Source organism: Nonomuraea deserti, assembly GCF_004348685.1.
In the GTDB taxonomy this organism is placed as follows: Bacteria; Actinomycetota; Actinomycetes; order Streptosporangiales; family Streptosporangiaceae; genus Nonomuraea; species Nonomuraea deserti.
Genome location: NZ_SMKO01000121.1, coordinates 1 through 21,900 on the forward strand (window position 1 = coordinate 1; position 21,900 = coordinate 21,900).

General features: G+C 70.1%; 21 protein-coding genes. 10 read left to right on the forward strand and 11 right to left on the reverse strand.

Features of this window, described 5'->3' with window-relative positions; all coding sequences use genetic code 11:
• Positions 1-108: 108 nt before the first annotated feature.
• From E1292_RS32825 to E1292_RS32840, 4 genes are read right to left on the reverse strand one after another with little or no spacing between them, the layout of a single operon-like run.
• Positions 109-1,539 carry a S41 family peptidase gene (locus tag E1292_RS32825; protein ID WP_132600069.1) on the reverse strand — a complete coding sequence of 477 codons (1,431 nt, stop codon included), beginning with the start codon at positions 1,537-1,539 and terminating at the stop codon, positions 109-111.
• Positions 1,536-2,588, reverse strand: coding sequence for an ABC-2 membrane transporter-related protein (locus E1292_RS32830; protein ID WP_132600072.1), 1,053 nt, complete (start codon positions 2,586-2,588; stop codon positions 1,536-1,538). Before E1292_RS32830 ends, E1292_RS32825 begins: the two co-directional genes overlap by 4 nt.
• Entirely contained in the window at positions 2,585-3,475 is an 891-nt protein-coding gene (locus tag E1292_RS32835) for an ABC transporter ATP-binding protein (RefSeq protein ID WP_132600075.1), read from the reverse strand. Before E1292_RS32835 ends, E1292_RS32830 begins: the two co-directional genes overlap by 4 nt.
• On the reverse strand, positions 3,472-3,864 hold the full coding sequence (locus tag E1292_RS32840; protein ID WP_132600078.1) for a GntR family transcriptional regulator: 393 nt from the start codon (positions 3,862-3,864) through the stop codon (positions 3,472-3,474). Before E1292_RS32840 ends, E1292_RS32835 begins: the two co-directional genes overlap by 4 nt.
• A 117-nt stretch (positions 3,865-3,981) precedes the next feature.
• On the opposite strand from E1292_RS32840, the gene E1292_RS32845 reads away from it, so the two are divergent.
• Both E1292_RS32845 and E1292_RS32850 read left to right on the forward strand, forming a co-directional pair.
• Positions 3,982-4,470 (forward strand): hypothetical protein, encoded by a 489-nt coding sequence (locus E1292_RS32845; protein ID WP_246090499.1) that lies wholly within the window; start codon positions 3,982-3,984, stop codon positions 4,468-4,470.
• Complete coding sequence (locus E1292_RS32850; RefSeq protein WP_132600084.1) at positions 4,445-5,281, forward strand: alpha/beta fold hydrolase; 837 nt, start codon at positions 4,445-4,447, stop codon at positions 5,279-5,281. The genes E1292_RS32845 and E1292_RS32850 overlap by 26 nt, the downstream gene beginning before the upstream one ends.
• Before the next feature lie 10 nt (positions 5,282-5,291).
• Here E1292_RS32850 and E1292_RS32855 read toward each other — a convergent pair whose 3' ends face one another.
• From E1292_RS32855 to E1292_RS32865, 3 genes are read right to left on the reverse strand one after another with little or no spacing between them, the layout of a single operon-like run.
• The gene (locus E1292_RS32855; protein ID WP_132600087.1) at positions 5,292-6,032 is read right to left on the reverse strand and encodes a succinate dehydrogenase/fumarate reductase iron-sulfur subunit; all 741 of its coding nucleotides are present in this window, start codon (positions 6,030-6,032) and stop codon (positions 5,292-5,294) included.
• Positions 6,029-7,951 (reverse strand): fumarate reductase/succinate dehydrogenase flavoprotein subunit, encoded by a 1,923-nt coding sequence (locus E1292_RS32860; RefSeq protein WP_132600090.1) that lies wholly within the window; start codon positions 7,949-7,951, stop codon positions 6,029-6,031. The genes E1292_RS32855 and E1292_RS32860 overlap by 4 nt, the downstream gene beginning before the upstream one ends.
• A complete protein-coding gene (locus tag E1292_RS32865; RefSeq protein WP_281284078.1) occupies positions 7,948-8,694 on the reverse strand; it encodes a succinate dehydrogenase cytochrome b subunit in 747 nt (248 codons plus the stop codon). Before E1292_RS32865 ends, E1292_RS32860 begins: the two co-directional genes overlap by 4 nt.
• A gap of 135 nt (positions 8,695-8,829) precedes the next feature.
• Between E1292_RS32865 and E1292_RS32870 the strand changes: the two genes are divergently transcribed.
• The 7 genes from E1292_RS32870 (at position 8,830) to E1292_RS32900 (ending at position 16,155) form a co-directional block, all read left to right on the forward strand.
• Positions 8,830-9,759 (forward strand): LysR family transcriptional regulator, encoded by a 930-nt coding sequence (locus E1292_RS32870; RefSeq protein ID WP_132600093.1) that lies wholly within the window; start codon positions 8,830-8,832, stop codon positions 9,757-9,759.
• 32 nt (positions 9,760-9,791) lie between these two features.
• The gene (locus tag E1292_RS32875) at positions 9,792-10,925 is read left to right on the forward strand and encodes a PP2C family protein-serine/threonine phosphatase (protein WP_132600096.1); all 1,134 of its coding nucleotides are present in this window, start codon (positions 9,792-9,794) and stop codon (positions 10,923-10,925) included.
• Positions 10,922-12,058, forward strand: coding sequence for a sensor histidine kinase (locus E1292_RS32880; RefSeq protein ID WP_132600099.1), 1,137 nt, complete (start codon positions 10,922-10,924; stop codon positions 12,056-12,058). Before E1292_RS32875 ends, E1292_RS32880 begins: the two co-directional genes overlap by 4 nt.
• 5 nt (positions 12,059-12,063) lie before the next feature.
• Positions 12,064-12,510 (forward strand): response regulator, encoded by a 447-nt coding sequence (locus tag E1292_RS32885; protein WP_132600102.1) that lies wholly within the window; start codon positions 12,064-12,066, stop codon positions 12,508-12,510.
• Positions 12,511-12,703: 193 nt separating this feature from the next.
• A complete protein-coding gene (gene sdhC / locus E1292_RS32890; RefSeq protein WP_132514445.1) occupies positions 12,704-13,492 on the forward strand; it encodes a succinate dehydrogenase subunit SdhC in 789 nt (262 codons plus the stop codon).
• A 24-nt stretch (positions 13,493-13,516) separates the two neighbouring features.
• Complete coding sequence (locus tag E1292_RS32895) at positions 13,517-15,406, forward strand: fumarate reductase/succinate dehydrogenase flavoprotein subunit (protein ID WP_132600136.1); 1,890 nt, start codon at positions 13,517-13,519, stop codon at positions 15,404-15,406.
• Positions 15,403-16,155 (forward strand): succinate dehydrogenase/fumarate reductase iron-sulfur subunit, encoded by a 753-nt coding sequence (locus E1292_RS32900; protein WP_132600105.1) that lies wholly within the window; start codon positions 15,403-15,405, stop codon positions 16,153-16,155. The genes E1292_RS32895 and E1292_RS32900 overlap by 4 nt, the downstream gene beginning before the upstream one ends.
• Before the next feature lie 95 nt (positions 16,156-16,250).
• Here E1292_RS32900 and E1292_RS32905 read toward each other — a convergent pair whose 3' ends face one another.
• The gene (locus E1292_RS32905) at positions 16,251-17,576 is read right to left on the reverse strand and encodes a hypothetical protein (protein WP_132600108.1); all 1,326 of its coding nucleotides are present in this window, start codon (positions 17,574-17,576) and stop codon (positions 16,251-16,253) included.
• Between the two features lie 188 nt (positions 17,577-17,764).
• Between E1292_RS32905 and E1292_RS32910 the strand changes: the two genes are divergently transcribed.
• Positions 17,765-17,962 (forward strand): hypothetical protein, encoded by a 198-nt coding sequence (locus E1292_RS32910; protein WP_132600111.1) that lies wholly within the window; start codon positions 17,765-17,767, stop codon positions 17,960-17,962.
• Positions 17,963-19,685: 1,723 nt separating this feature from the next.
• Here E1292_RS32910 and E1292_RS32915 read toward each other — a convergent pair.
• The 3 genes from E1292_RS32915 to E1292_RS32925 are packed head-to-tail and all read right to left on the reverse strand — an operon-like array spanning position 19,686 to position 21,800.
• Positions 19,686-20,081, reverse strand: a complete 396-nt coding sequence (locus E1292_RS32915) for a (deoxy)nucleoside triphosphate pyrophosphohydrolase (RefSeq protein WP_132600114.1) — start codon at positions 20,079-20,081, stop codon at positions 19,686-19,688.
• A gap of 10 nt (positions 20,082-20,091) precedes the next feature.
• Positions 20,092-21,177 carry a C40 family peptidase gene (locus E1292_RS32920; RefSeq protein WP_132600117.1) on the reverse strand — a complete coding sequence of 362 codons (1,086 nt, stop codon included), beginning with the start codon at positions 21,175-21,177 and terminating at the stop codon, positions 20,092-20,094.
• Positions 21,174-21,800 (reverse strand): photosystem II reaction center protein PsbN, encoded by a 627-nt coding sequence (locus E1292_RS32925; RefSeq protein WP_132600120.1) that lies wholly within the window; start codon positions 21,798-21,800, stop codon positions 21,174-21,176. Before E1292_RS32925 ends, E1292_RS32920 begins: the two co-directional genes overlap by 4 nt.
• Positions 21,801-21,900 lie beyond the last annotated feature (100 nt).

Genomic DNA, 21,900 nt, shown 5'->3' on the forward strand with positions numbered 1-21,900 from the left:
GCCGACGGGCGGGCGTGCGACCGGGGCGGCGTGGGCGCGGAGCAGGCGGACGCGGCGAGGACGGCCAGTCCCGCGGCGGCCGCCAGGATCTGTCTCATCGGGAGGTCCTCACTTCCGCAGCAGGGTCAGGGCCTTGGACAGGGCGGGGTCGCGCCCGGCGGCCGCGTCCTCCGGGGTCAGGGGCACGTGGTGGTCGGGAGGCACGCCGATCCGGTCGATCACCTCGCGATCGGGCCCGCGGTGGTGCCTGGCGGGGAAACTCAGCATGGTGTTGTTGCTCAGCAGGTACGACTGCGCCGGGCCGGAGATGACGCCGGCGGTCCTGGTGCCGACCAGCCGGCCGAGCCGCAGGTCCTTGACCGCGGAGCTGACGTGCTCGCACGCCGAGGCGCAGCCGCGATCGGTGAGCACCATCAGCGGCAGGTCGATCAGCTCCACGGTGTCGTCGGTCCGCAGGGGCCGGCACGTGCCGTCGACGGCGCACAGGTAGGCGGTGACCTTGCCGTGGGCGAACGCGCTCACCAGCCGGGTCGCCTCTGTGGGGCTGCCGCCGCCGTTGCCGCGCAGGTCCAGCACGACGCCGCTGAGCGTCCGGCCGGCACGCAGCCTGGAGATCGCCTTGAGGACCCTGTTCGCGGAGTCGGGGGCGAACCCGCGCACCCGTACGTAGGCGATGCCGTCGTCCAGCAGCTTCGACTGCACCACCCGCAGGGTGGCCGGGTCCCGCGGGTAGAGGCCGGGCTTGAGCGTCGCGTTCCACCGGCGGCCGGTGCTCTGCCGCAGGAACCGCAGGCGGACCGGGCGGGCTTCGGGGTATCGCGGGTAGAGGGCGGCGATCGCGGGAGTGGCCTTCCCGTCTATGAAGGGCGCCGATCCGTTGACCGATTCGATGATGTCGCCTGGGCGCAGCCCGGCCGCCCGCGCCGCACCGCCCTCCACGGTGGTGACGAACAGCGGAGGGAGGGCGGCACCCGGGTCGCCGTCCAGTTGCGGACCGTTCACGTTCGCCTGGAGGCCCAGTCCGTAGCCGTCGCCGTCGTAGAGGTCGGGGGGTCGCTGGACGTCGTGCGCCCAGCGGGCGTGGTCGTCGCCGAGGGCGGCCACGATGGCCTCCAGGGTGACGACGGCCAGCTTGTCGCGGAGATCGGGGAACCGGTCGGTGGTCCTCCTGTGGACGGCCTCGAAAGCGGCCCAGTCGGCCTTCCTGTCGCCGGTCAGCGCCGGCATGGTGGCCTCGGGCACGTCGTGTCCGTTGCGGTTGAGCTCCTGCGTCAGGGCGGCGAACCCGGCGGTCAGCAACGATCGGGCGTCCAGCGTCGCGCCGCTGTAGTAGTTGCCGAGGATGCAGAAGTACGCCTGCTCGACGACGTCGATCGTGGTGGCCTTCTCCGCCTCCGGGGGTTTCCTGGGCGGCGCGCAGACCGTACTCGCCGCCGGCCCTGCCTGGCTGCGCGGCGGCGCCGGCGCCGAGCAGGCCGCCGCCAGGAGGAGGGCGAGCCCGGCGGCCGCGGTCTTGACGACCTCGACAGGCTGGGTCATGACAGGCGCCGCCGGATCCACCAGAAGGAGAACCACGTGAGGCCGAGGGTGAGCAGGGCGTAGATCCCGGTCTCGATCCACTGGAAGGGCCAGAAGCGGTCGAGGGGCTGGTAGGTCGCCTGCTGCCGGTAGCCGAGCCGGTTGAGCTCGACCATGCACGTGTCCTGCCCCGGTGCCGACCCGGCCGGTGAGCAGGGTCCCGAGGTGGTGGAGACCTGGACGGCGGCTTCGCCGTCGCTGCCGCCGATGTCGCGTCCGGACGGGCCGATGAGCTCGCTGGACAGGACCCAGGCGCCCGCGTGGCCGGGCACGGCCGACCTCAGGAGAAGCCGCGCGGGTCCGCCTCCGTCCCGCGGTACGCCGAGGTGTTCCACGTTGGCCTCGCCGAGCTCGAAGGTCGAGGTGACCGGGGGCATCAGGTGGGGCCTGACCAGCAGCGGCATGGCGAGCTGGATCGCGGCGAACACGGCCAGGGTGAGGGCCATGGCGGGCAGGGTGCGGCGCACCAGCATGCCCACGGTCACGCCGAGGACGAAGGCGAAGGCCGCGTACCCTATCGGGGCGATCCCCCTCGCGCCGAACACCAGGGGAGCCATCAGGGCGAGGTTTTCCGAGGCCGACCTGTCCAGAGGGTCGGACCACCAGGTCACCGCGAGGCCGCACAGGCCGGCGGCGGCCATGGCGGCCAGTCCGGTGAGGCCGAGTTTGACCGCCAGCCATCGGCCGCGGCTGACGCTCTGGTTCCACACCAGCAGGTGCGTGCCCGCCTCCAGCTCGCGGGTGATCAACGGCGCTCCCCAGAAGAGCCCGACGAGAGCGGGCAGCAGCAGCACGACGAGGCTGACGGCCATGAAGGGGAGCTGGTACTCGTCGAAGAACTGGTCGTAGAAGCGGTCGCAGGTGTTGTCCCGCGCGCAGTCGGTGATCCCGGCGGAGTAACCGGAGGCCAGGTCAGGGCCGGTCACGGCCAGGGCGGCGGCGAGGACGGCGAGCAGGGCGGCCATCATCGCGGCCGAGCCCCGGAACTGGCGCCAGGTCAGCCAGATCATCGCCGCGCCTCCAGGGTGGCCCGCCGGTTGGCGGCGGTGTGCTGGTCCATGTAGGCGAGGACGAGGTCCTCCAGGCTGAGCTGGGTGACCGTCCAGGCGGGGTCGTGGACCGGGGCGTCGGTACGGACCACGTACGTGCTCTGCCGGTCGGTGTGGCGCGCGGAGATCACGTGCTGGTCGGCGGGCAGCCGATCGGGATCGCGGCGCGGGCCGCTGAGCCGGTGGTGGGTGGCCAGCAGCTTGTCCGTCTCCCCTGCGACCCGCACGCGCGAGTCGACGAGCACGATCAGGTAGTCGCAGACCCGTTCCAGCTCGGAGACCAGGTGGGAGGAGAGCACCACGCTGAACTCGTGCTCGACGGTGGCCTCCATCAGCCCCTGCATGAACTCCCGGCGGGCCAGCGGGTCGAGCGAGGCCACGGGCTCGTCGAGGATCAGCAGCTCGGGCCGCTTGGCCAGGCCCAGGGTCAGGGCGAGCTGAGCGCGCTGGCCGCCCGACAGCCTGCCCGCCCGCTGGGTGGGGACGAGACCGAGTCGCGCGACACGTTCACGCGCTCTGGTGGCGTCCCAGCGGGGGTTGAGCCGCGCTCCCAACCGCAGGTGCTCGGCGACGGTCAGTCCCGCGTAGACGGGCGTGTCCTGAGCGACGAATCCGACCCTGGCCAGCTGCGCGGGCGTGCCCGCCGGCCGGCCGCCGAGCACGGTGATGGCGCCCGTCGTCGGTTCGAGCCGGCCGCTGGCCAGCTTCAGCAGCGTGGTCTTGCCGGCTCCGTTGGGGCCCACCAACCCGACGACGTGGCCCGCCGGGATGTCGATGGTGCACTCACGCAGCCCCCAGCGCCTGCCGTACTTTTTGCCCAGCCCCTGGGCATCCAGAACAGAAGTCACGCTATGTCCTCCCTAGCGGTGGTCCGAAAGGTGGTCATGAAGAGGGCCTCGATGCTCTCCTCGTCGAGACCGGCCCGGCGGGCCTTGGCCAGCCAGCGCTGCAGTTCCAGCCGCAACGGGCCGTGCGCGGCCAGCGAGGTGTCGGCGAGCGTCGCCGTCACGAACGTCCCCACCCCCGGCCGGGCGGCGACCAGGCCCTCGTGTTCGAGCTCCCGGTAGGCCTTGAGCACGGTGTTGGCGTTGATCGCCAAGTGCCCCACGACCTCCTTGACGGTCGGCAGCTGGTCGCCCTCGCGCAGCAGTCCGAGCCGTAGCGCCCGCCGTACTTGCTGGACCAGCTGCAGGTACGGCGAGACGCCGGACTTCGCATCCAGATGGAACTCGATCACCGGTTCTCCCAAAGTCCTAATGTGCTAGGACCCTAGATGTTTCCATATATAGCGGCGGTAAAGGAGCCATCCCGGCTACTTGACGCCGAACAGCAAGTACTTGCTATGTTGTGTCAAGTGAGCACACGTGAGCACGTGGCGTTGGCAAGTGAGCTGGTCGAGCTGATCGAGCGGCGGATCGTCGATCCGCTGGAGATCCTGCTCGGCTCCGACGAACAGGTGGACCCGGTCAGGGCTCGCCTGCGGATCGAGGCCGAGGTGTGGGCCGCCCAGTTGCTGGGCCCCGACGAGATCCTCGCGGTCCGTACGGCGGCGCGGCTGATCGCGGCCGCCTTCCCCGGCGACGGCCCGTTCGATCCCCCCGACGAGTGGTGGCGCACCGCGTTCGGCAGGGCCGTGGCCAGGCGGGCGGGCCATCCGGGGAAGGAAGCGGTGCCGTTCGCCACGGCGGGAGCGATGCTCGGCATCACCCGGCAGGGAGTTCACGACCTCGTCAAGCGCGCGAAGCTCGACCGGCACCCCGACGGCGGGGTGACCACCCACTCGATCCGCGAACGCCTCAACCACCCTCAGGAGCGTCATGGCGCACGACATCACCATCACTGACCACGACATCCCCCTCGCCGTACGCGACCACGGCGGGCCCGGCGAGCCCGTCCTCCTCCTCCACGGCCTGGGCGGCACGCTGGAAGCGTGGGACCAGCTCGAACTCGCCGGCCACCGGGCCGTGGCGCCGGATCTGCGGGGCCACGGCCTGTCCGGCGACGGCCCGTGGGAGTGGGAAAGCGCGCTGGACGACCTAGAGGCGGTGGTGAAGCACCTGGGCCTCGGCAACCCGGCCGTCGCCGGTCAATCGCTGGGCGGCATGCTCGCCGTGTCGTGGGCCAGACGCCATCCCGAGTGCCCGGCGATCGTCAACCTCGACGGGCTGCGCTCCGCCGAGAACACCCCTGACCACTACCCGGGGATGGACCCCGCGGCGAGGGACCGGGAGCTGGCGAGCCTCAAGGCCACGTTCGACGAGCAGGCCGCGGGCATGGGCCGGCCGCTCCCCGCCGAGCTCCGGCCCATGTTCCCCGCCAGGGCTCTCGTCGAGAGGGACGGGCAGGTCTACGCCCGGCCCGGCGCGGAACTCCTCGAAGCGGTGCGCTACACCACGGAGTTCCGCGACACGATTCCCCTGCTGCGCGAGGTCACCTGCGACGCCCTGGTCGTGATCCCGACCCGGGACCCGCAGAGCACGCCGGGCGGCGAGCTGATGGAGGCGTTCAGGAGAGGAGTGCGCCGCGACCTCGCCTCCCTCCCGCCCCACATCCAGGTCAGGGAAATGGACGCCGGCCACGACATGCTCGCCGAGCAGCCGAAGGCGGTCGCCGCCCTGATCACGGACTTCCTCGCCGCCCGGCGAGCGGGGTGAGGGCGACGGGCTACTTCGTGTTGGCCTTCAGATAGTCGCTGTTCATCTGGGCGATCGTGTCCAGCGGGATGCCCTTGGGGCAGACCGCCGTGCACTCCCCCGTGTTCGTGCAGCCGCCGAACCCCTCCGCGTCCATCTGGTCCACCATGGCCTTGGCGCGGGACACGCGTTCCGGCTGGCCCTGGGGCAGCAGGCTCAGGTGAGTGATCTTGGCGGCGGTGAACAGCGAGGCCGAGCCGTTCGGGCAGGCGGCCACGCAGGCCCCGCAGCCGATGCAGGTCGCCGCGTCGAACGCGGAGTCCGCGTCCTCCTTGCGCACGGGGATGCTGTGGGCGTCGGGTGCCGAGCCGGCCGGGACGGAGACGAATCCGCCCGCCTGGATGATCCGGTCGAACGCGCTCCTGTCCACCACCAGGTCCTTGACCACGGGGAACGGCGCCGCCCGCCACGGTTCGATGGTGATCGTGGCGCCGTCCTCGAAGTGGCGCATGTGCAGCTGGCACGTCGTCGTGGCGCGCTGCTCGCCGTGCGCCACGCCGTTGATGACCATGCCGCACATGCCGCAGATGCCCTCGCGGCAGTCGTGGTCGAAGGCGATCGGGTCGTCGCCCTCCAGGATGAGACGCTCGTTCAGGACGTCCAGCATCTCCAGGAAGGACATGTCCGGGGAGACGTCCTCCACCCGGTACGTCACCATTCGGCCCGCGTCGGTGGGGCCGCTCTGCCGCCAGACGCGCAGGGTCAGGTTCACTTGTAGCTCCGCTGGGTCATCTTGACGTACTCGTACTCGAGCGCTTCCTTGTGCAGCACCGGCCCGTCGGGGGTGCGCTCCCAGGCCGAGACGTGCGCGAACTGCTCGTCGTCGCGCAGCGCCTCGCCGTCGGAGTCCTGTGACTCGGCGCGGAAGTGGCCGCCGCACGACTCCGTGCGGACCAGGGCGTCCAGGCACATGAGCTCGGCGAGGTCGAAGAAGTCGGCGACGCGGCCGGCCTTCTCCAGGACCTGGTTCAGCTCCTCGGCCGTGCCGGTCACCTTGACGTTCTGCCAGAACTCCGCGCGCAGCTCGGGAATGCGCTCCAGCGCCTTGCGCAGCGACTCCTCCGTGCGCTCCATGCCGCAGTAGTCCCACATGAGCTTGCCCAACTCCCGGTGGAAGGAGTCGGGGGTGCGGGTGCCGTTCACGGACAGCAGCCGCTCGATCTTCTCCCGGACCTTGATCTCGGCCGCGGCCACGGCCTCCTCGTCGACGTCCTCGTACGGACCGTTCGCGAGGTAGTCACCGATGGTGGTGGGAAGCACGAAATATCCGTCAGCAAGCCCCTGCATCAGCGCCGACGCGCCGAGCCGGTTCGCGCCGTGGTCGGAGAAGTTGGCCTCCCCGATGACGAACAGGCCGGGGATCGTCGACTGCAGGTCGTAGTCCACCCACAACCCGCCCATCGTGTAGTGCACGGCCGGGTAGATGCGCATCGGCACGTCGTACGGGTTCTCGCCCGTGATGCGCTCGTACATCTCGAACAGGTTGCCGTACTTCTTCTCCACGGCGTCGCGCCCGAGCCGGCCGATCGCGTCGCGGAAGTCCAGGTAGACGCCCAGCCCGCCGGGACCGACGCCGCGGCCCTCGTCGCAGACGTTCTTGGCGGCCCTGGAGGCGATGTCGCGGGGCACGAGGTTCCCGAACGCGGGGTAGATCCGCTCCAGGTAGTAGTCGCGCTCCTGCTCCGGGATGTCACCGGGGGCGCGCGAGTCGTTCTTGCGCAGCGGCACCCAGACGCGGCCGTCGTTGCGCAGCGACTCCGACATCAGCGTCAGCTTCGATTGGTACTCGCCCGACACCGGGATGCACGTCGGGTGGATCTGCGTGTAGCAGGGGTTGGCGAAGTACGCCCCCCGCTCGTGCGCCCGCCAGATCGCCGTGGTGTTGCAGCCCTTGGCGTTGGTGGACAGGAAGAACACGTTGCCGTAGCCGCCGGTGGCCAGCACCACGGCGTCGGCCACGTGGCGCTCGATCTCGCCGGTCACCATGTCACGCACGATGACGCCGCGGGCCCGCCCGTCGGAGACGATCAGGTCGAGCATCTCGTGCCGGGTGTGCATGGTGACGGTCCCGGCCGCGACCTGACGCTCCAGCGCCTGGTACGCGCCCAGCAGCAGTTGCTGGCCCGTCTGGCCGCGGGCGTAGAACGTACGGGAGACCTGGGCGCCGCCGAACGAGCGGGTGTCGAGCAGGCCTCCGTACTCGCGGGCGAACGGCACGCCCTGCGCGACGGCCTGGTCGATGATGTTCACCGAGACCTGGGCGAGGCGGTAGACGTTCGACTCGCGGGCGCGGAAGTCGCCGCCCTTCACGGTGTCGTAGAAGAGCCGGTAGATGCTGTCGCCGTCGCCGCGGTAGTTCTTCGCGGCGTTGATCCCGCCCTGCGCGGCGATGGAGTGGGCGCGTCGCGGTGAGTCCTGGTAGCAGAACGAGGTGACGTTGTAGCCCAGCTCGCCCAGCGTCGCGGCGGCCGAGCCGCCGGCCAGGCCGGTGCCCACCACGATCACGTGGAGCTTGCGCTTGTTGGCCGGGTTGACCAGCTTGGCGCTGAACTTCCGCTTCTCCCACCGCTCCTCGATGGGACCGGAAGGCGCCTTCGCGTCCCGGATCTCCGAGCCCTCCGTGTATTTCACTGCACTACTCCGAACGTGATGGCGAGGGGCGGGGCGAGGAAGCCGACGACCAGCCCGGCGGCCAGCAGGCCCGCCCCGAGGCGCAACATCTTGTTGCGGGCCCGGTTGGCCCAGCCGAGGGTCTGGAACGCGCTCCAGACGCCGTGCCGCAGGTGCAGACCGACCAGGACGACGGCGACGACGTAGATGAGCGTCACCCACCACCGGGAGGGGTCGAAGCCCGCGACCATCCGGTCGGCGGGGGCGGAGTTGAAACCCTTGGGGTTGACGACGCCGAAGGTCAGGTCGAGCAGGTGCCAGACCACGTACAGCGCGATCGTCAGGCCGCCGAACCGCATGATGTGGGTGGTGTAGCCGCCGGCCTGCGACTTCTTGGCGACGTACTTCACCGGCCTGGCCTTGCCCGCCCGCCGGGCCAGCGAGATCGCGGCCCACATGTGCAGGACGACGGAGGCGACGAGCAGGATCTCCAAGGTCGTCAGCACCGTGCGGTAGGGGACGATCGGCTCGAGCAACGTGCGCAGCGCGTGCGCGTACTCGTTGAACGAGTCGCGGCCGAAGAAGATCTTGAGGTTGCCGAGCATGTGAAGGATGAGGAACAGCACCATCACGGCGCCCGTGACGGCCATGACGGCCTTCTTGCCGTTCGAGGAACCCATGAAGCCGCGCGCTCTGCGGCGCTTCCGGGTGCTGGGAGGGGTGACGGGCGCTGTGGCGGCGCCGCGCTCTATCGTGGCAGTCACGTCTCCAGACGCTATGTACGCAGCGACTATCCGTCCAAGTCATCGTGGGCCTCGTTTCGATAGTCACCAGCTATGATGCTTGGTTCGTACGGTCGCCCCAGGCCAGGGACGGTCGGCCGATGCGAGGAATGTCACATGCAGCTGCAACAACTGGCCTACTTCGTCGCGGTAGCGGAGACCAGGCACTTCACCCAGGCGGCCGAGCGCATGCGGGTCGCGCAGCCGTCCCTCAGCAAGCAGATCAAGACCCTGGAGAGCGACCTGGGCGCCCGGCTGTTCTCCCGGGCCCGGGGCAACGTCACGCTGACCGCGGCGGGGGAGGCGCTGCTGCCGCTGGCCCGCCGGATCCTGGCCGACGCCGACACCGCGCGGCAGGAGGTGGCCGAGCTCGCGGGGCTCCGGCGTGGCCGGGTGCGGCTCGGCGCCACGCCGTCGTTGTGCGCGGGGCTGCTGGCCGACGCGCTGGCCCGCTTCCACCGCGCGTACCCGGGGATCGAGCTGCTGGTGGAGGAGGGCGGCTCGCGTGACCTGGTCAGGGCGCTGGCCCGGGGGCAGCTCGACCTGTCGCTGATCATCATGCCGCTGCACAGCGACGACCCGGCCCTGGTGACGGAGGAGATCCTCAGGGAGAACCTCGTGGTCGCCGCCCCCTCCCATGAGGCGGCGCGCGGACGATACCTGCACATAAGAGACTTGCGTGGCCGGCAGATGGTGATGTTCCGGCGCGGCTACGACCTGCGGGAGGCCACGCTGGCGGCGTGCCGGCAGGCGGGGTTCGAGCCGAGGTTCGCGGTGCAGGGCGGCGAGATGGACGCGGTGCTGCGGTTCGTGGAGGCAGGCCTGGGCGTGGCCGTGGTGCCGTCGATGGTGCTCGACGGGCGGCCCGGCCTGTCGGGCACCCCGCTCGCGCCGCCGGGGCTCAGCCGGACGGTCGCCCTGGCCCACCGCAAGGACGTCGAACCGACCAGAGCGGCACAGGCGTTTCGCGAGATCCTGCTAGCTTTCGTGGTGGAATCTGGACATGAAGGCACGCTTCCGCAAGGGGTGGAGCTCATCGCAGAATGAGCACCACCACTCCAACTCCCCGAAGAGGCGTCTTGACGGCAAATCTCTCCATAACGCTGACGCTGCTCCTCATCGAGGATGACGACGGCGACGCCTTCCTCGTCGAAGAGCTGCTCAAGGAGGCGGAAGCCCCACCCAGGATCTTCCGGGCGCGAAGTCTGCGCGAGGCGAAGGAGAAGCTGACCGAGCACATCCAGTGCGTGCTGGTCGACCTGACGCTGCCCGACGCCAACCGCCTGGAGGCCTTGGAGGAGGTCCTGGAGCTGGCCCCGCACGCGGCCGTGCTGGTGCTCACCGGCCTGAGGGACGTCCACGTGGGCGTCGCCGCCGTCCAGGCGGGCGCCCAGGACTACCTGGTCAAACAGGACGTCGACGCGCGGCTGCTGGCCAGGGCCATCAGGTACGCGATGGAGCGCAAGCGGGCCGACCTGGCCCACCTGGCGCTGCTGCAGGCGGAGCTGACGGCCAAGGAGAACGCCAGGCTGGAGGGCGCGCTGCTGCCCGACGCGCTGCTGCGTACGGACGCGATCGAGCACGTCACCCGCTACCTGCCGGGCAGCGGCGGCACACTGGCCGGCGACTTCTACGACACCGTGCAGACGCCGGACGGCTCCGTGCACGTCGTGATCGGCGACGTGTGCGGGCACGGGCCCGACGAGGCGGCGCTCGGAGTGGCGCTGCGCATCGCCTGGCGCACCCTGGTGCTGGCCGGGCAGACGGACGAGAATATGCTGCGCACGCTCGACGCGCTGCTGCGTGCCGAGCGCCAGGCCCCCGAGATCTTCACCACGCTCTGCACGGCCACCATCGCCCCCGACCTGCGGTACGCGAGGATGCACGTGATCGGCCACCCGCCTCCCGTGCTGGTGCGCGGCGGAAGCGTCGAGGCGGTGTGCGACACGCCCTCCGGGCCGCCGCTCGGCATCTTCCCCGACGCGGAGTGGCGGGTGATCGACGTCCCGCTGGGCGAGGACTGGACGATGATGCTCTACACCGACGGCCTGATCGAGGCGGCCGTGGGCGAGCCCGACGGGGAGATCGGGGTGGACGGCCTGGTCGAGCTTGTACGCGCCCGCGGAGACATCGACCTCGACCGGCTCATCACCCATGTCGGCACGCTGAGCGACGACCTCGCCGTAATCCTGCTGCGCAGGAGGAGAGCATGAGCATCCACCCGCTGCCGCCCGCCCCGGAGCCCAAGGGGCTGGGGCGGCTGCCGGTCGCCCGCTGGTTCCTGTTCGTCGGAGCGATCGCCGGCCTCGCGTTCGTGGCCGGGGTCACGGTCATCCTGGTGATGAGCGCCCGCACCATGGAGCTGTCCCCGCGCCCCGAGATCGCCGCGCAGCTCACCCGGCTGAACGTCACGCTGATCGTGGTGTTCGCGGTGCTGCTCGCCTGCGGCATCGGGCTGACGTTCATCGTGCGCCACGCCCTGCTGAACCCCATCGACCGGCTCACCACGCAGGTGCGTACGGTCGCCGGCGGCGACTTCGACCACGTCCTGCACGTCGACCGGCCGGCGGAGCTGGCCGAGCTGGCCGGCCACGTCGACTCCATGCGCGACCGCATCGTCGCGGCCTGGCGGGTCGCCGCCGACCAGAGCGAGGAACTGCGCAGGTCCAACGGCGAGCTGGAGCAGTTCGCCTACGTCGCCAGCCACGACCTGCAGGAGCCGCTGCGCAAGGTCGCCAGCTTCACCCAGATGCTGGAGCAGCGTTACGGCACGCAGCTCGACGACCGGGCCAAGCAGTACATCCACTACGCGGTCGACGGCGCCAAGCGCATGCAACTGCTCATCAACGACCTGCTCGACTTCTCCAGGGTCGGCCGGGTCACCAGCGAGAAGACGCCGATCGAGTCGGGCGTGGCGCTGGACGCGGCGCTGGAGAACCTCTCGGCCACGATCGAGGACACCGGCGCCACGGTCACCCGCGACGAGCTGCCCCGGGTCACCGGCAACCGGGTGCAGCTCACCCAGCTCTTCCAGAACCTGGTCGAGAACGCCGTGAAGTTCCGCGCCGAGGAGCCTCCGCGCATCCACATCGGGGTGGAGAGGTCCGGCGACATGTGGGAGTTCAGCTGCTCCGACAACGGCATCGGGATCGAGCCGAAGTACGCCGACCGCATCTTCCTGATCTTCCAGCGCCTGCACCCCCGCGACGTGTATCCAGGTACCGGAATCGGCCTCGCGCTCTGCCGCAAGATCGTCGAGTATCACGGCGGCCGGCTGTGGCTGGACGGTGACTCCGAGGGCAGGGGCACGACATTCCGCTGGACACTACCTGTGGCTGGAGGCTGATCACGATGGACGTGCGACCGATCGACGTGCTCCTGGTGGAGGATGACCAGGCGGACATCTTGCTGACGAAGGAGGCGTTCGACCTCAACAAGGTCCGCAACCGCCTCAACGTGGTCAACGACGGCGAGCAGGCGATCGCCTATCTGCGCCGGGAGGGCGAGTACCGCGACGCGAGCCGTCCCGACCTCATCCTGCTCGACCTCAACCTGCCGAGGATGAGCGGCAGGGAGGTGCTCCGGGAGGTCAAGGACGACCCCTCGCTGCGCACGATCCCCGTGGTGATCCTGACGACGTCGGAGGCGGAGGAGGACATCCTGCACAGCTATCGGCTGCACGCCAATGCGTATGTGTCCAAGCCTGTGGACTTTGAGCAATTTATCCGTGTTGTCCGACAGATAGATAATTTTTTCGTAACGGTGGTTAAACTTCCTACCTCGGGGCAGCCCTTGTGACGCGGCTACGTGACAGGAATCACAGCGGGTCATCGAAATTGTGAGTGACCCCGCTCACTAAACTCGATCCTGTCGTCGTAACGTATCCCCCACCAACGCGCGCCTGAGCGGAGATCGCCATCCGCGCGCCCAGCGAATACGAAAACCACGGACCCCTTGCGCGACGGGTCCGCGGGAGGTGGAGAGGTCCGCGATGACCCAAACGACGCCCGAAGCACCAGCGAGAAGGCAGCGTGCCCAGGTCAAGGTGCGCACGCTGCGCACCGACCGATGGTGGCTCGTCCCGCTAGTGACGTTCCTCGGGCTCAGCTCATTCCTTGTCTACGGTGTGTGGGCGATCATCGACACGAGCAACTTCGTCGAGCCCTACATCGCCCCGTTCGCCTCGCCCTGCCTGTCGACCTCGGAGGTCTGCGACGGCGCGCGGCTGTTCGGGTGGGCGCCCATCGGCGACTGGTACGCGCTCCCGCCGGGGCTGCTGATCCTCGGCCTGCCCGGCGGGTTCCGGCTGACGTGCTACTACTACCGCAAGTCCTACTACCGCTCGTTCTGGCTGTCGCCGGCGGCGTGCGCGGTGCAGGAGCCCCATGGAAAATACACCGGTGAGACCCGGTTCCCGCTGATCATCCAGAACATCCACCGCTACTTCTTCTACTTCGCGGTGGTGATCGGCGCCATCCTCACCTACGACGCCGTCCTGGCGCTGGTGCACAAGCCGCTGGGCCTCGGCTCGTGGATCCTGCTCGTCAACGCCGTGCTCATCCTCGGCTACACCTTCGGCTGCCACTCGTGCCGCCACATCACCGCGGGCAGGCTCAACCACTTCTCCCGTCACCCGCTGCGCTATCGGGCCTGGACGTTCGTCTCCAAGCTCAACGCCAAGCACCAGCCCCTCGCGTGGGCCTCGATGTTCTCCGTCATGGGCGCCGACCTCTATGTGCGCCTGGTCGCCAAGGGCATCATCGCCTTCCCGTACGCGTAAGGACCAGCTTCAGTGGAAAACTCGATAAACACAGAGCGTCACGAGTACGACGTCGTCGTCATCGGCGCGGGCGGCGCCGGCCTGCGGGCCGCGATCGAGGCGCGCCAGCAGGGCAAGCGCACGGCGATCGTCTGCAAGTCGCTGTTCGGCAAGGCGCACACCGTCATGGCCGAGGGCGGCGCCGCCGCCGCGATGGGCAACGTCAACCCCGACGACAACTGGATGGTGCACTTCCGTGACACCATGCGGGGCGGCAAGTTCCTCAACAACTGGCGGATGGCCGAGCTGCACGCCAAGGAGGCGCCCGACCGCGTCTGGGAGCTCGAGGCCTGGGGCGCGCTGTTCGACCGCACCAAGGACGGCAAGATCAGCCAGCGGAACTTCGGCGGACACGAGTATCCACGGCTCGCACACGTGGGTGACCGTACCGGGCTGGAGATGATCCGCACCCTGCAGCAGCGCGTCGTGGCGCTCCAGCAGGAGGACTACGAGACGCACGGCGATTACGAGGCCTACATCAAGGTCTTCGCCGAGTGCACGGTCACCCGGCTGCTCAAGGACGGCGACGCGATCTCCGGCGCGTTCGGCTACTGGCGCGAGACAGGAAACTTCATCCTGTTCGACGCGCCGGCCATCGTCCTGGCCACCGGCGGGATCGGCAAGTCCTACGTCGTCACCTCCAACTCCTGGGAGTACACCGGCGACGGCCACGCCCTGGCCCTGCTCGCCGGCGCCAACCTGATCAACATGGAGTTCATCCAGTTCCACCCCACGGGAATGGTCTGGCCGCCGTCCGTGCGCGGCATCCTCGTCACCGAGTCCGTCCGCGGTGACGGCGGCGTGCTGCGCAACTCCGAGGGCAAGCGCTTCATGTTCGACTACGTCCCCGACGTGTTCAAGGACAAGTACGCCACCAGCGAGGAGGAGGGCGACCGCTGGTACACCGACCAGGCCAACAACCGGCGCCCGCCGGAGCTGCTGCCGCGTGACGAGGTGGCCCGCGCGATCAACGCCGAGGTCAAGGCCGGTCGCGGCTCGCCCCAGGGCGGCGTCTTCCTCGACGTCTCCACCCGGCTGCCCGCCGAGGAGATCAAGAAGCGGCTGCCGTCGATGCACCACCAGTTCAAGGAGCTGGCCGACGTCGACATCACCGCCGAGCCCATGCAGGTGGGCCCGACCTGCCACTACATCATGGGCGGCGTCGAGGTCGACGCCGACACCGGCGCGGCGGCCGTGCCCGGCCTGTTCGCGGCCGGCGAGGTCTCCGGCGGCATGCACGGCTCCAACCGGCTGGGCGGCAACTCGCTGTCCGACCTGCTGGTGTTCGGGCGCCGGGCGGGCGCGGGCGCGGCGGCGTACGTGGACGGGCTCGCGGCCCGGCCCAAGGTGGCCGACGACGCGGTCGAAGCGGCGCGCGAGGAGGCGATCGCGCCGCTCGGACGCAGCGGCGAGAACCCCTACGAGGTGCACCACGAGCTCCAGCGCACCATGAACGACCTCGTCGGCATCATCCGCAAGCCCGGCGAGGTCGCCGAGGCTCTCCAGGTCGTGGAGAAGCTGAAGGAGCGCGTGGCACTCGTAGGAGCGGCCGGCTCGCGCGTCTACAACCCCGGCTGGCACCTCGCGATCGACCTGCGCAACATGGTGCTGGTGTCGGAGTGCGTGGCGCGCGCCGCGCTGCTGCGCGAGGAGAGCCGCGGCGGGCACACCCGCGACGACTTCCCCGGGATGAATCCGGAGTGGCGCCGCAAGCTGCTCGTCTGCTCCACTGAGGGCGGCTCGGCCGTCCGCGTCGAGGAGAAGATCCAGCCGCGCATGCGCGACGACCTGATCAGCCTCTTCGAACGTGAAGAGCTGAGCAAATACCTCACCGACGAAGAGATGACCGAGTTCGACGGGATAGCGAAGTCATGAGCTACAAGGCAAAGTTCAAGGTCTGGCGCGGTGAGGGCGGCGAGGGCAGGCTCGAGGACTTCACCGTGGAGGTCAACGAGGGCGAGGTCGTCCTCGACATCATCCACCGGCTCCAGGCCACGCAGGCGCCCGACCTGGCCGTGCGCTGGAACTGCAAGGCGGGCAAGTGCGGCTCGTGCAGCATGGAGATCAACGGCAAGCCGCGGCTGGGCTGCATGACCCGGATGTCCACCTTCGAGGAGGACGAGACCATCACGGTCACGCCGATGCGCACGTTCCCCGTCATCAAGGACCTCGTCACCGATGTGTCCTACAACTACCAGAAGGCCCGGGAGGTCCCGTCCTTCACGCCGCCGGCCGACGTCCGGCCCGGCGAATTCCGGATGAAGCAGGTCGATGTCGAGCGGTCCCAGGAGTTCCGCAAGTGCATCGAGTGTTTCATGTGCAACAACATCTGCCACGTGATCCGCGACCACGAGGAGAACAAGCCGGCCTTCTCCGGTCCGCGCTTCCTCATGCGGATCGCCGAGCTGGACATGCACCCGTACGACGTGGCGGACCGGCAGGAGACGGCCCAGGAGGAGCACGGGCTCGGCTACTGCAACATCACCAAGTGCTGCACCGAGGTCTGCCCCGAGCACATCAAGATCACCGACAACGCGCTGATCCCGATGAAGGAGCGCGTGGTCGACCGGAAGTACGACCCGCTGGTGTGGCTGGGCAACAAGATCTTCAAGCGCACCTCGTAGGGCGCTGACACGGAAGGCGGCGGCCGGATCATCCGGCCGCCGCCTTCGTGCGTCCACGTCCTCGCGGCGTGCGCCTGTCGCTCTGCGTGGCGCGCCTACTTCTTGCGGCCCCAGCGGCGCTTGCGCTTGGAGTCGCCCGGCGCCTCCTGCGCGCCTGCCGGCTGCTCGGGCTCCGGCTCCTGGTCCGGCAGTTGGTCCGGCAGCGGCTGGATCGCGGTCACGTCGCCGTCGGCGGGCAAGTAGGGCGGCGGGTCGTAGTCCCCGCCGCGGACCGGCGGCTCGAACAGCGAGGCCGGCGGGCCCTGCCAGGGCTCCGCGTCACCCGGCTCCGCGGCCGAGGCCGGCGCGCTCGGGCGCTCCCTCTCGTCCTCGTACGGGCTCGCACCCCCCGGCGGGATGTCCGCCGGCGGGATCACCGGCTCGAACGGGTCACGGTATTCGCTCTGCCCGGGCGGCTCGTGGCTGTAGGAGCCGAACTCGTCCGGGTGCAGCACCACCGGCTCCTCCGCCGGGGGCGGCTCCTCGTGCGGGTAGTCCTGCGGCGGGACCGGCTGCGGTTCCTGGTAGACGGCGCCGTACTGCACCTGGCCGCCCGGGTAGGTCTGCACGGGGACGAAGCTGATGATCGGCGCGTACGCCGTGCCGCCCGGATAGCCGGGGGCGGGGAAGCCGGCCGTGGCGTAGCCCGGCCCCGCCGGGTAGCCGCCGCCCGGCGGCATCTCCGGGTGGGTCACCGGCCCCGCCTTGCGCACCGCCGCCGCGTGGGCCATCCGGCGCAGCCGCCCCTCGAAGATGAGAACGGCGAAGAGCGCGAGCAGCACCAGTACCAGCGCAGGGATGCTGAGCTTCTGCGTCAGCGTGCGCTGGTCGAACTCGGGCGCCGCGTTCCGCAACTCCAGCGGCACCTCCTCGGAGGAGGGAGGCGGCGTCTCGCTCAACGGCGCGCTGGTGGGCGTATCGGTCGGCGCGACGGCCGGCATCTCCACGCTCTCCTCGGGAGTGGCGCTGACGGAGGTGCTGGGCGGCACCTCGACGCTCTGCGTGGGCAGCGGCTGCGGCTGCTGCTGCGGCGTGGACGGCGTGCGGCTGGGGGTCGGGCTCTTGGTGGTCTTCTTCGGCGTGGGGCTCTTGGTGGTCCTCGTAGGAGTCGCGGTGACGGTCTTGGTGATCGTCGTCTCTGGATCCTGCTCCTCCTCCGGCTCGTCAGGAGGGGGCTCGCCCGCCGTTTCCGTGACCGTCACCGTGGTCTCGGGCGTCTCCGGGTAGGCGTCGCACACCTCGCCGGGATTGCATCCCTCGATGGGGTCGTACGCCGCCGTGGAGGCGCTGGCGCTCTGCACGATGAACGGGGCCGCGCCCGCACCGGCGAGGCCCAGCGCCAGGACGATCGCGGACACGGCTGTCGCTCGCGTGCGCTCCACCGTTGCCCTCCGACAGTCCCGAAACCATGGTCAAGGGAATACTAGCCGGGTCAAAGTAACAGTAAAGACCGATTTACAACTCCAATTTACGGTTACGCCCCTGTTGTACCGTGACAATGAGCCTCAGGGCCCCCAGCAGTAGTCCGACGGCCCCGGCCGCCAGCCAGAAACCCGTCACGCCGTCCACGATGCTGACCCCCTCTTCCGGGGCCACACGTTTCGCCGACGCCACCATTTCCCACGGCAACGGCGCCGACCCGGCACCCGAGGCCGGCGGGAACGCCATCTCCGGGGACGGAACGTTCTGCGCGGTCGCCGGCACCTGCGGCGCCCCATCGGGGAACGCCGGCGCGAACCCGTCAGGCAACTCCTGCGCGGACCCGTAGGGAACCGACCGCGTGGATCCGTGGGACCGAGCCGAGCCCTGGGACTGCGCGGACCCACGAGCCTGCGCGGATCCTCGGGTCAGGGCGGGCGCGGGCTGCCGAGCCTGCACGGACTTCTGAGGTTGTGCGGTCTTCTGCGGCTCGCCGGACTCTCGAGACTGCGCACCCCCTGGAGACTGCTCACCACCCGGAGACTGCGCACCACCCGGAGACTGCGCACCACCCGGAGACTGCGCACCACCCGGAGACTGCGCACCACCCGGAGACTGGGACCCGGGGGACTGTGACTCGGGAGACCGGGACCCGGGGGACTGTGACTCGGGAGACTGAAACTCGGGAGACCGGGACCCGTTGGGCGGTTGCTGCGCGGATTCCAGACCCGCGCTCTGCTCCTGTGCCGACGTTCCCGGCGCCCGCTGCGGGGAGACGGCGGGCGGCGCCTGCTCCTCAGCCCCGCCCCTCACGGTCGATGGTCCCTCCGCGTATCCCTGCGCGTCGCGCCGCGCACCTTCCATCTCCACAGGACCGTGCTCCTGCGCACCGGCCTCCCCGGGCTCCCGTGCTTCCACGCCGCGCTCCCGCACCCCTGGCTCGCCGGGCTCGCCGGGCTCGCCCGCACGGCGCCACACCGGAGGATGCCCCCCGGCACCCCCGGGTCGTCGCCCTTCCGCAGCGGCACGTCCCTCCGCACCGGGAGCCGGCCGGCCCTCCATCCCGGGACCGACGGGCCGGCCGCCGTCCACGCCGGGAGGCGACCAACCCTCGCCCACAGGACCAGGCCAGAATTCCGCACCAGGCCATTCCCCCGCCGAAGGGCCGGCCGGTGGCCGGCCCTCGGCGCCGGGGACAGCAGGACGGTAGGCGTCCGGGTGCCCGTCCTGCGCTCCGTAGGGCACCCGTGTCCCGCTGCCGGGCTCGTCCGGTACGGACGACCGGGTCTCCGGTGCGGTGCCCATGACCCGCGTGGTGACGGTGTTGGCCATGGTCGTCAGCCCGTCACCTGGATCGGTATGCATCCGGGCGACCGCCGCCAGCGCCACAACCCTGGCCCCGGCCGGTGCGGTGAGCGTCACCTCCACGGATCGTTCCCCGGAGACCTCGCCCAGCTTGCACACCCGCGTTCCCGGCGGGGATGCGCTGGTGCGGGTGGAGCCGTAAGGGACCGACAACGCGCGTACGGCGAGTTCCTTGGACGCCACCTCGCCCACCGTCACCACATCCGCCCGGGAGCCTCCCGCCGGCTCCCGGTTCGCCCCGGGAAGCGTGGCATGCTCTGGCGTCGCGGGCTCCGGCGTGACAGGCCCGGGCCCGGCGGCTCCCGGCGTGACAACCCCGGGACCGGCGACTCCCGGCGTGACAACCCCGGGACCGGCGACTCCCGGCCCGGGACCATCGGCGGGATGAGCGGGCGACGGGGCGCAGACGACCTCCGCCAGCGCTTCCGCCGGGCTGGCCGCCACCGCGACCCTCGCGCCCCTGCCCATCCCGTTCAGCCGTACCTTGAACCGCTGGACGTCCCCCGTCCTGACCCACTTGCCCGCGCCGTCAGACCCCTTGATCCGCTCGAGCACCAGCGACACCCCGGTGGCCCCCACGGGGACACAGGGCACCGCCGTCAGAAGCAGGGCCCCGGCAATGATCCAGCCACGCCGCATCATTCCCACTCCCCCGTTGCGACAAATCACACCGAGTCATCATCATGTCACACAGAGTGAGAGTCTCATCACCGGGGCAGCAGGTTCTCCACGGTCTTCATGATGGGCCGGTCCGCGCCCAGCCAGTCGACGTCGTAATAGTCGCCGGGACCGAGCCACCGCAGCGCCAGGTGCTCCTTGGCTTCGGGCACGCCCGAGATCAGGGAGCACAACCACACGCGCATGACATACCCCGGCGAGAGCGGCCAGTCACCGCCCACGCGTTCGCCCACCGCGATCTCGACGCCGAGTTCCTCGCGGCACTCCCGCACGAGCGCCGCCCGCTCGTTCTCCCCGGGATCCACCTTCCCGCCGGGGAACTCCCACCCGCCGGCCAGCGCCGCCGGTTCGGCGCGCTGGGCCGCGAGCACCCGGCCGCCGGGGGCGACGATCACCGCGGCCACGACCACGACCGTGCTCTTCACGTCACGTTCCTCACAGGGATGGATTCTGCAGCTTCTTGAGCTGTTCGAGCACGTCGGGGTTCTGGAGGGGGCGGGTGAAGCCCACCCGGTTGGTACGGGACTCGTAGCTGGTGACCTTGATCGGCCCGCACAGCCGGCAGCGGGCCTCCAGCATCTTGCCCTTGGACACGACCAGGCCGACGTGCCCGGGGCTGCTCGCCGACGTGCCGGGACCGGAGTTGAAGAACACCAGGTCACCCGGCTGCTCGTCCCCCTCCTGGACCCTCACCCCGAACGGCCACTGCACGAACGTCGTACGCGGGATCACTAATCCCGCCGCCCGGTAGGCCGCGTAGATGACGCCCGAGCAGTCGAACGCGTCGGGCCCCGTGCCGCCCCACAGGTACGGCTTGCCGCGCTGGTCGAGCGCGTACTCGAGGATCTTGGCCACGACGTCGCTGGGCGCGGCCTCGATCAGCGGGTCGTCGCACTCCTCCGAGGCCTGCGGCGGCACCTTCACCTCGCCGGACCTGGCGTATTTCCTGGCGATCTCGACCACCTGGTCGACGTACCACCAGGCCCGGTTGTAGACGAACAGCGCCTGGCGCACGTTCTCCGGCGCGCCGTTGCGCTTGAGCATCTTCGCGGCGCCCAGGATGGCGTCGGCGGGGTTGTAGACGTCGCCCACGCCGTCGCCGTCGCCGTCGGAGGCGTAGCCGTTGAAGTCGGACGACATCGGGATCCTGGCCTTGCCGCCCCACGTGGAGATCAGGAACTGCATCGGCCCCGCCGCGCCCGCGTGGTTGGTGCCGTTCTTGACGCCCGGCAGGTCGGAGCGGCCGTGGTCGGTCTCGCGCTTGCCCACGGCGGCCAGAATGTTCCACTGCACGCCGATCTTCTTGCCGTGCTTCTTGTACAGCTCCAGGTACCTGCCGGGAATGTCGGACGAGCCCGAGTCGGACACCTCCTCCACCTGCGTGTCGTCCTCGCAGTCGACGGAGCCGCCGCCGGAGATGAAGGACGGCAGCGAGATCAGCAACATCGGCGAGATGATGACCGCCACCAGGATCAACGCCCCGGCGAGGCCGATCACCAGGGCGAGACGCGAACCTTTCACTCCGGAACGTCCCCTTCCTGGCCCTCCGTCGACGGACGGAGGTCGAAGACCCGCCAGTCGGCTCCCTCCTGGCTCACCGTGACCGCGTACTCCTCGTTGTGCTGCTTGCCGCCGCTCTTCGCGGCGACCTGCCGGCTGGCGCTGATCACGAAGACGACGGAGGTCTTCTCGACCTGCCTGATCTCCTTCAGCCTGGCCGTGGACGTGGAGACGATCTCGTCGTTGCGGTTCTGCTCGATGGTGCCCGCCGAGGAGAGCGTTCTGGCCAGCTCGTTGCCGAACTCCGCCGTCGTGTACGCCTTCAGCCGCGCCGCGTAGGCCGCCGGATCCTCGTCGTAACGGAACGTGCCGTACTCGGCGGTGAACCGCTCGGCCAGGTCCGCGGCCGCGGCGAGCTGCTCCTTCTGCATGGGCAGGTAGGAGTAGACGTCGAACGGCTCGGCGCTCGCGGTCGCCAGCGGCGTGCTCGAAGCCACCGGCGTGACGGCCGCGGAGGTCGCCTCCGGCACGGGCTCCGCCTGCTCCTCCGAGGGCGGCCCGATCGTCAGGTAGATGCCGACCGCGGCGACGACCACGACGATGACGGCGAAGGCCACCCCGCGCCGGTCACCTGGCTGTGCCATCAGATCCTCCCGAGGGGACCGTCGCCAGAACCTCAGCCATTGTCGCCACCTCCGGATAGGATCGGCTACGTGCTTTCGGGCATCGGTCAGGGCTTGGCCG

Excerpts from the sequence above, each read along its gene's own strand:
- sdhC (WP_132514445.1), top strand. The coding sequence starts at position 12,704 with ATGACCCAAACGACGCCCGAAGCACCAGCGAGAAGGCAGCGTGCCCAG.
- E1292_RS32830 (WP_132600072.1), bottom strand. The coding sequence starts at position 2,588 with ATGATCTGGCTGACCTGGCGCCAGTTCCGGGGCTCGGCCGCGATGATG.
- E1292_RS32900 (WP_132600105.1), top strand. The coding sequence starts at position 15,403 with ATGAGCTACAAGGCAAAGTTCAAGGTCTGGCGCGGTGAGGGCGGCGAG.
- E1292_RS32925 (WP_132600120.1), bottom strand. The coding sequence starts at position 21,800 with ATGGCACAGCCAGGTGACCGGCGCGGGGTGGCCTTCGCCGTCATCGTC.
- E1292_RS32870 (WP_132600093.1), top strand. The coding sequence starts at position 8,830 with ATGCAGCTGCAACAACTGGCCTACTTCGTCGCGGTAGCGGAGACCAGG.
- E1292_RS32910 (WP_132600111.1), top strand. The coding sequence starts at position 17,765 with ATGCTGACCCCCTCTTCCGGGGCCACACGTTTCGCCGACGCCACCATT.
- E1292_RS32880 (WP_132600099.1), top strand. The coding sequence starts at position 10,922 with ATGAGCATCCACCCGCTGCCGCCCGCCCCGGAGCCCAAGGGGCTGGGG.
- E1292_RS32885 (WP_132600102.1), top strand. The coding sequence starts at position 12,064 with ATGGACGTGCGACCGATCGACGTGCTCCTGGTGGAGGATGACCAGGCG.
- E1292_RS32825 (WP_132600069.1), bottom strand. The coding sequence starts at position 1,539 with ATGACCCAGCCTGTCGAGGTCGTCAAGACCGCGGCCGCCGGGCTCGCC.
- E1292_RS32850 (WP_132600084.1), top strand. The coding sequence starts at position 4,445 with ATGGCGCACGACATCACCATCACTGACCACGACATCCCCCTCGCCGTA.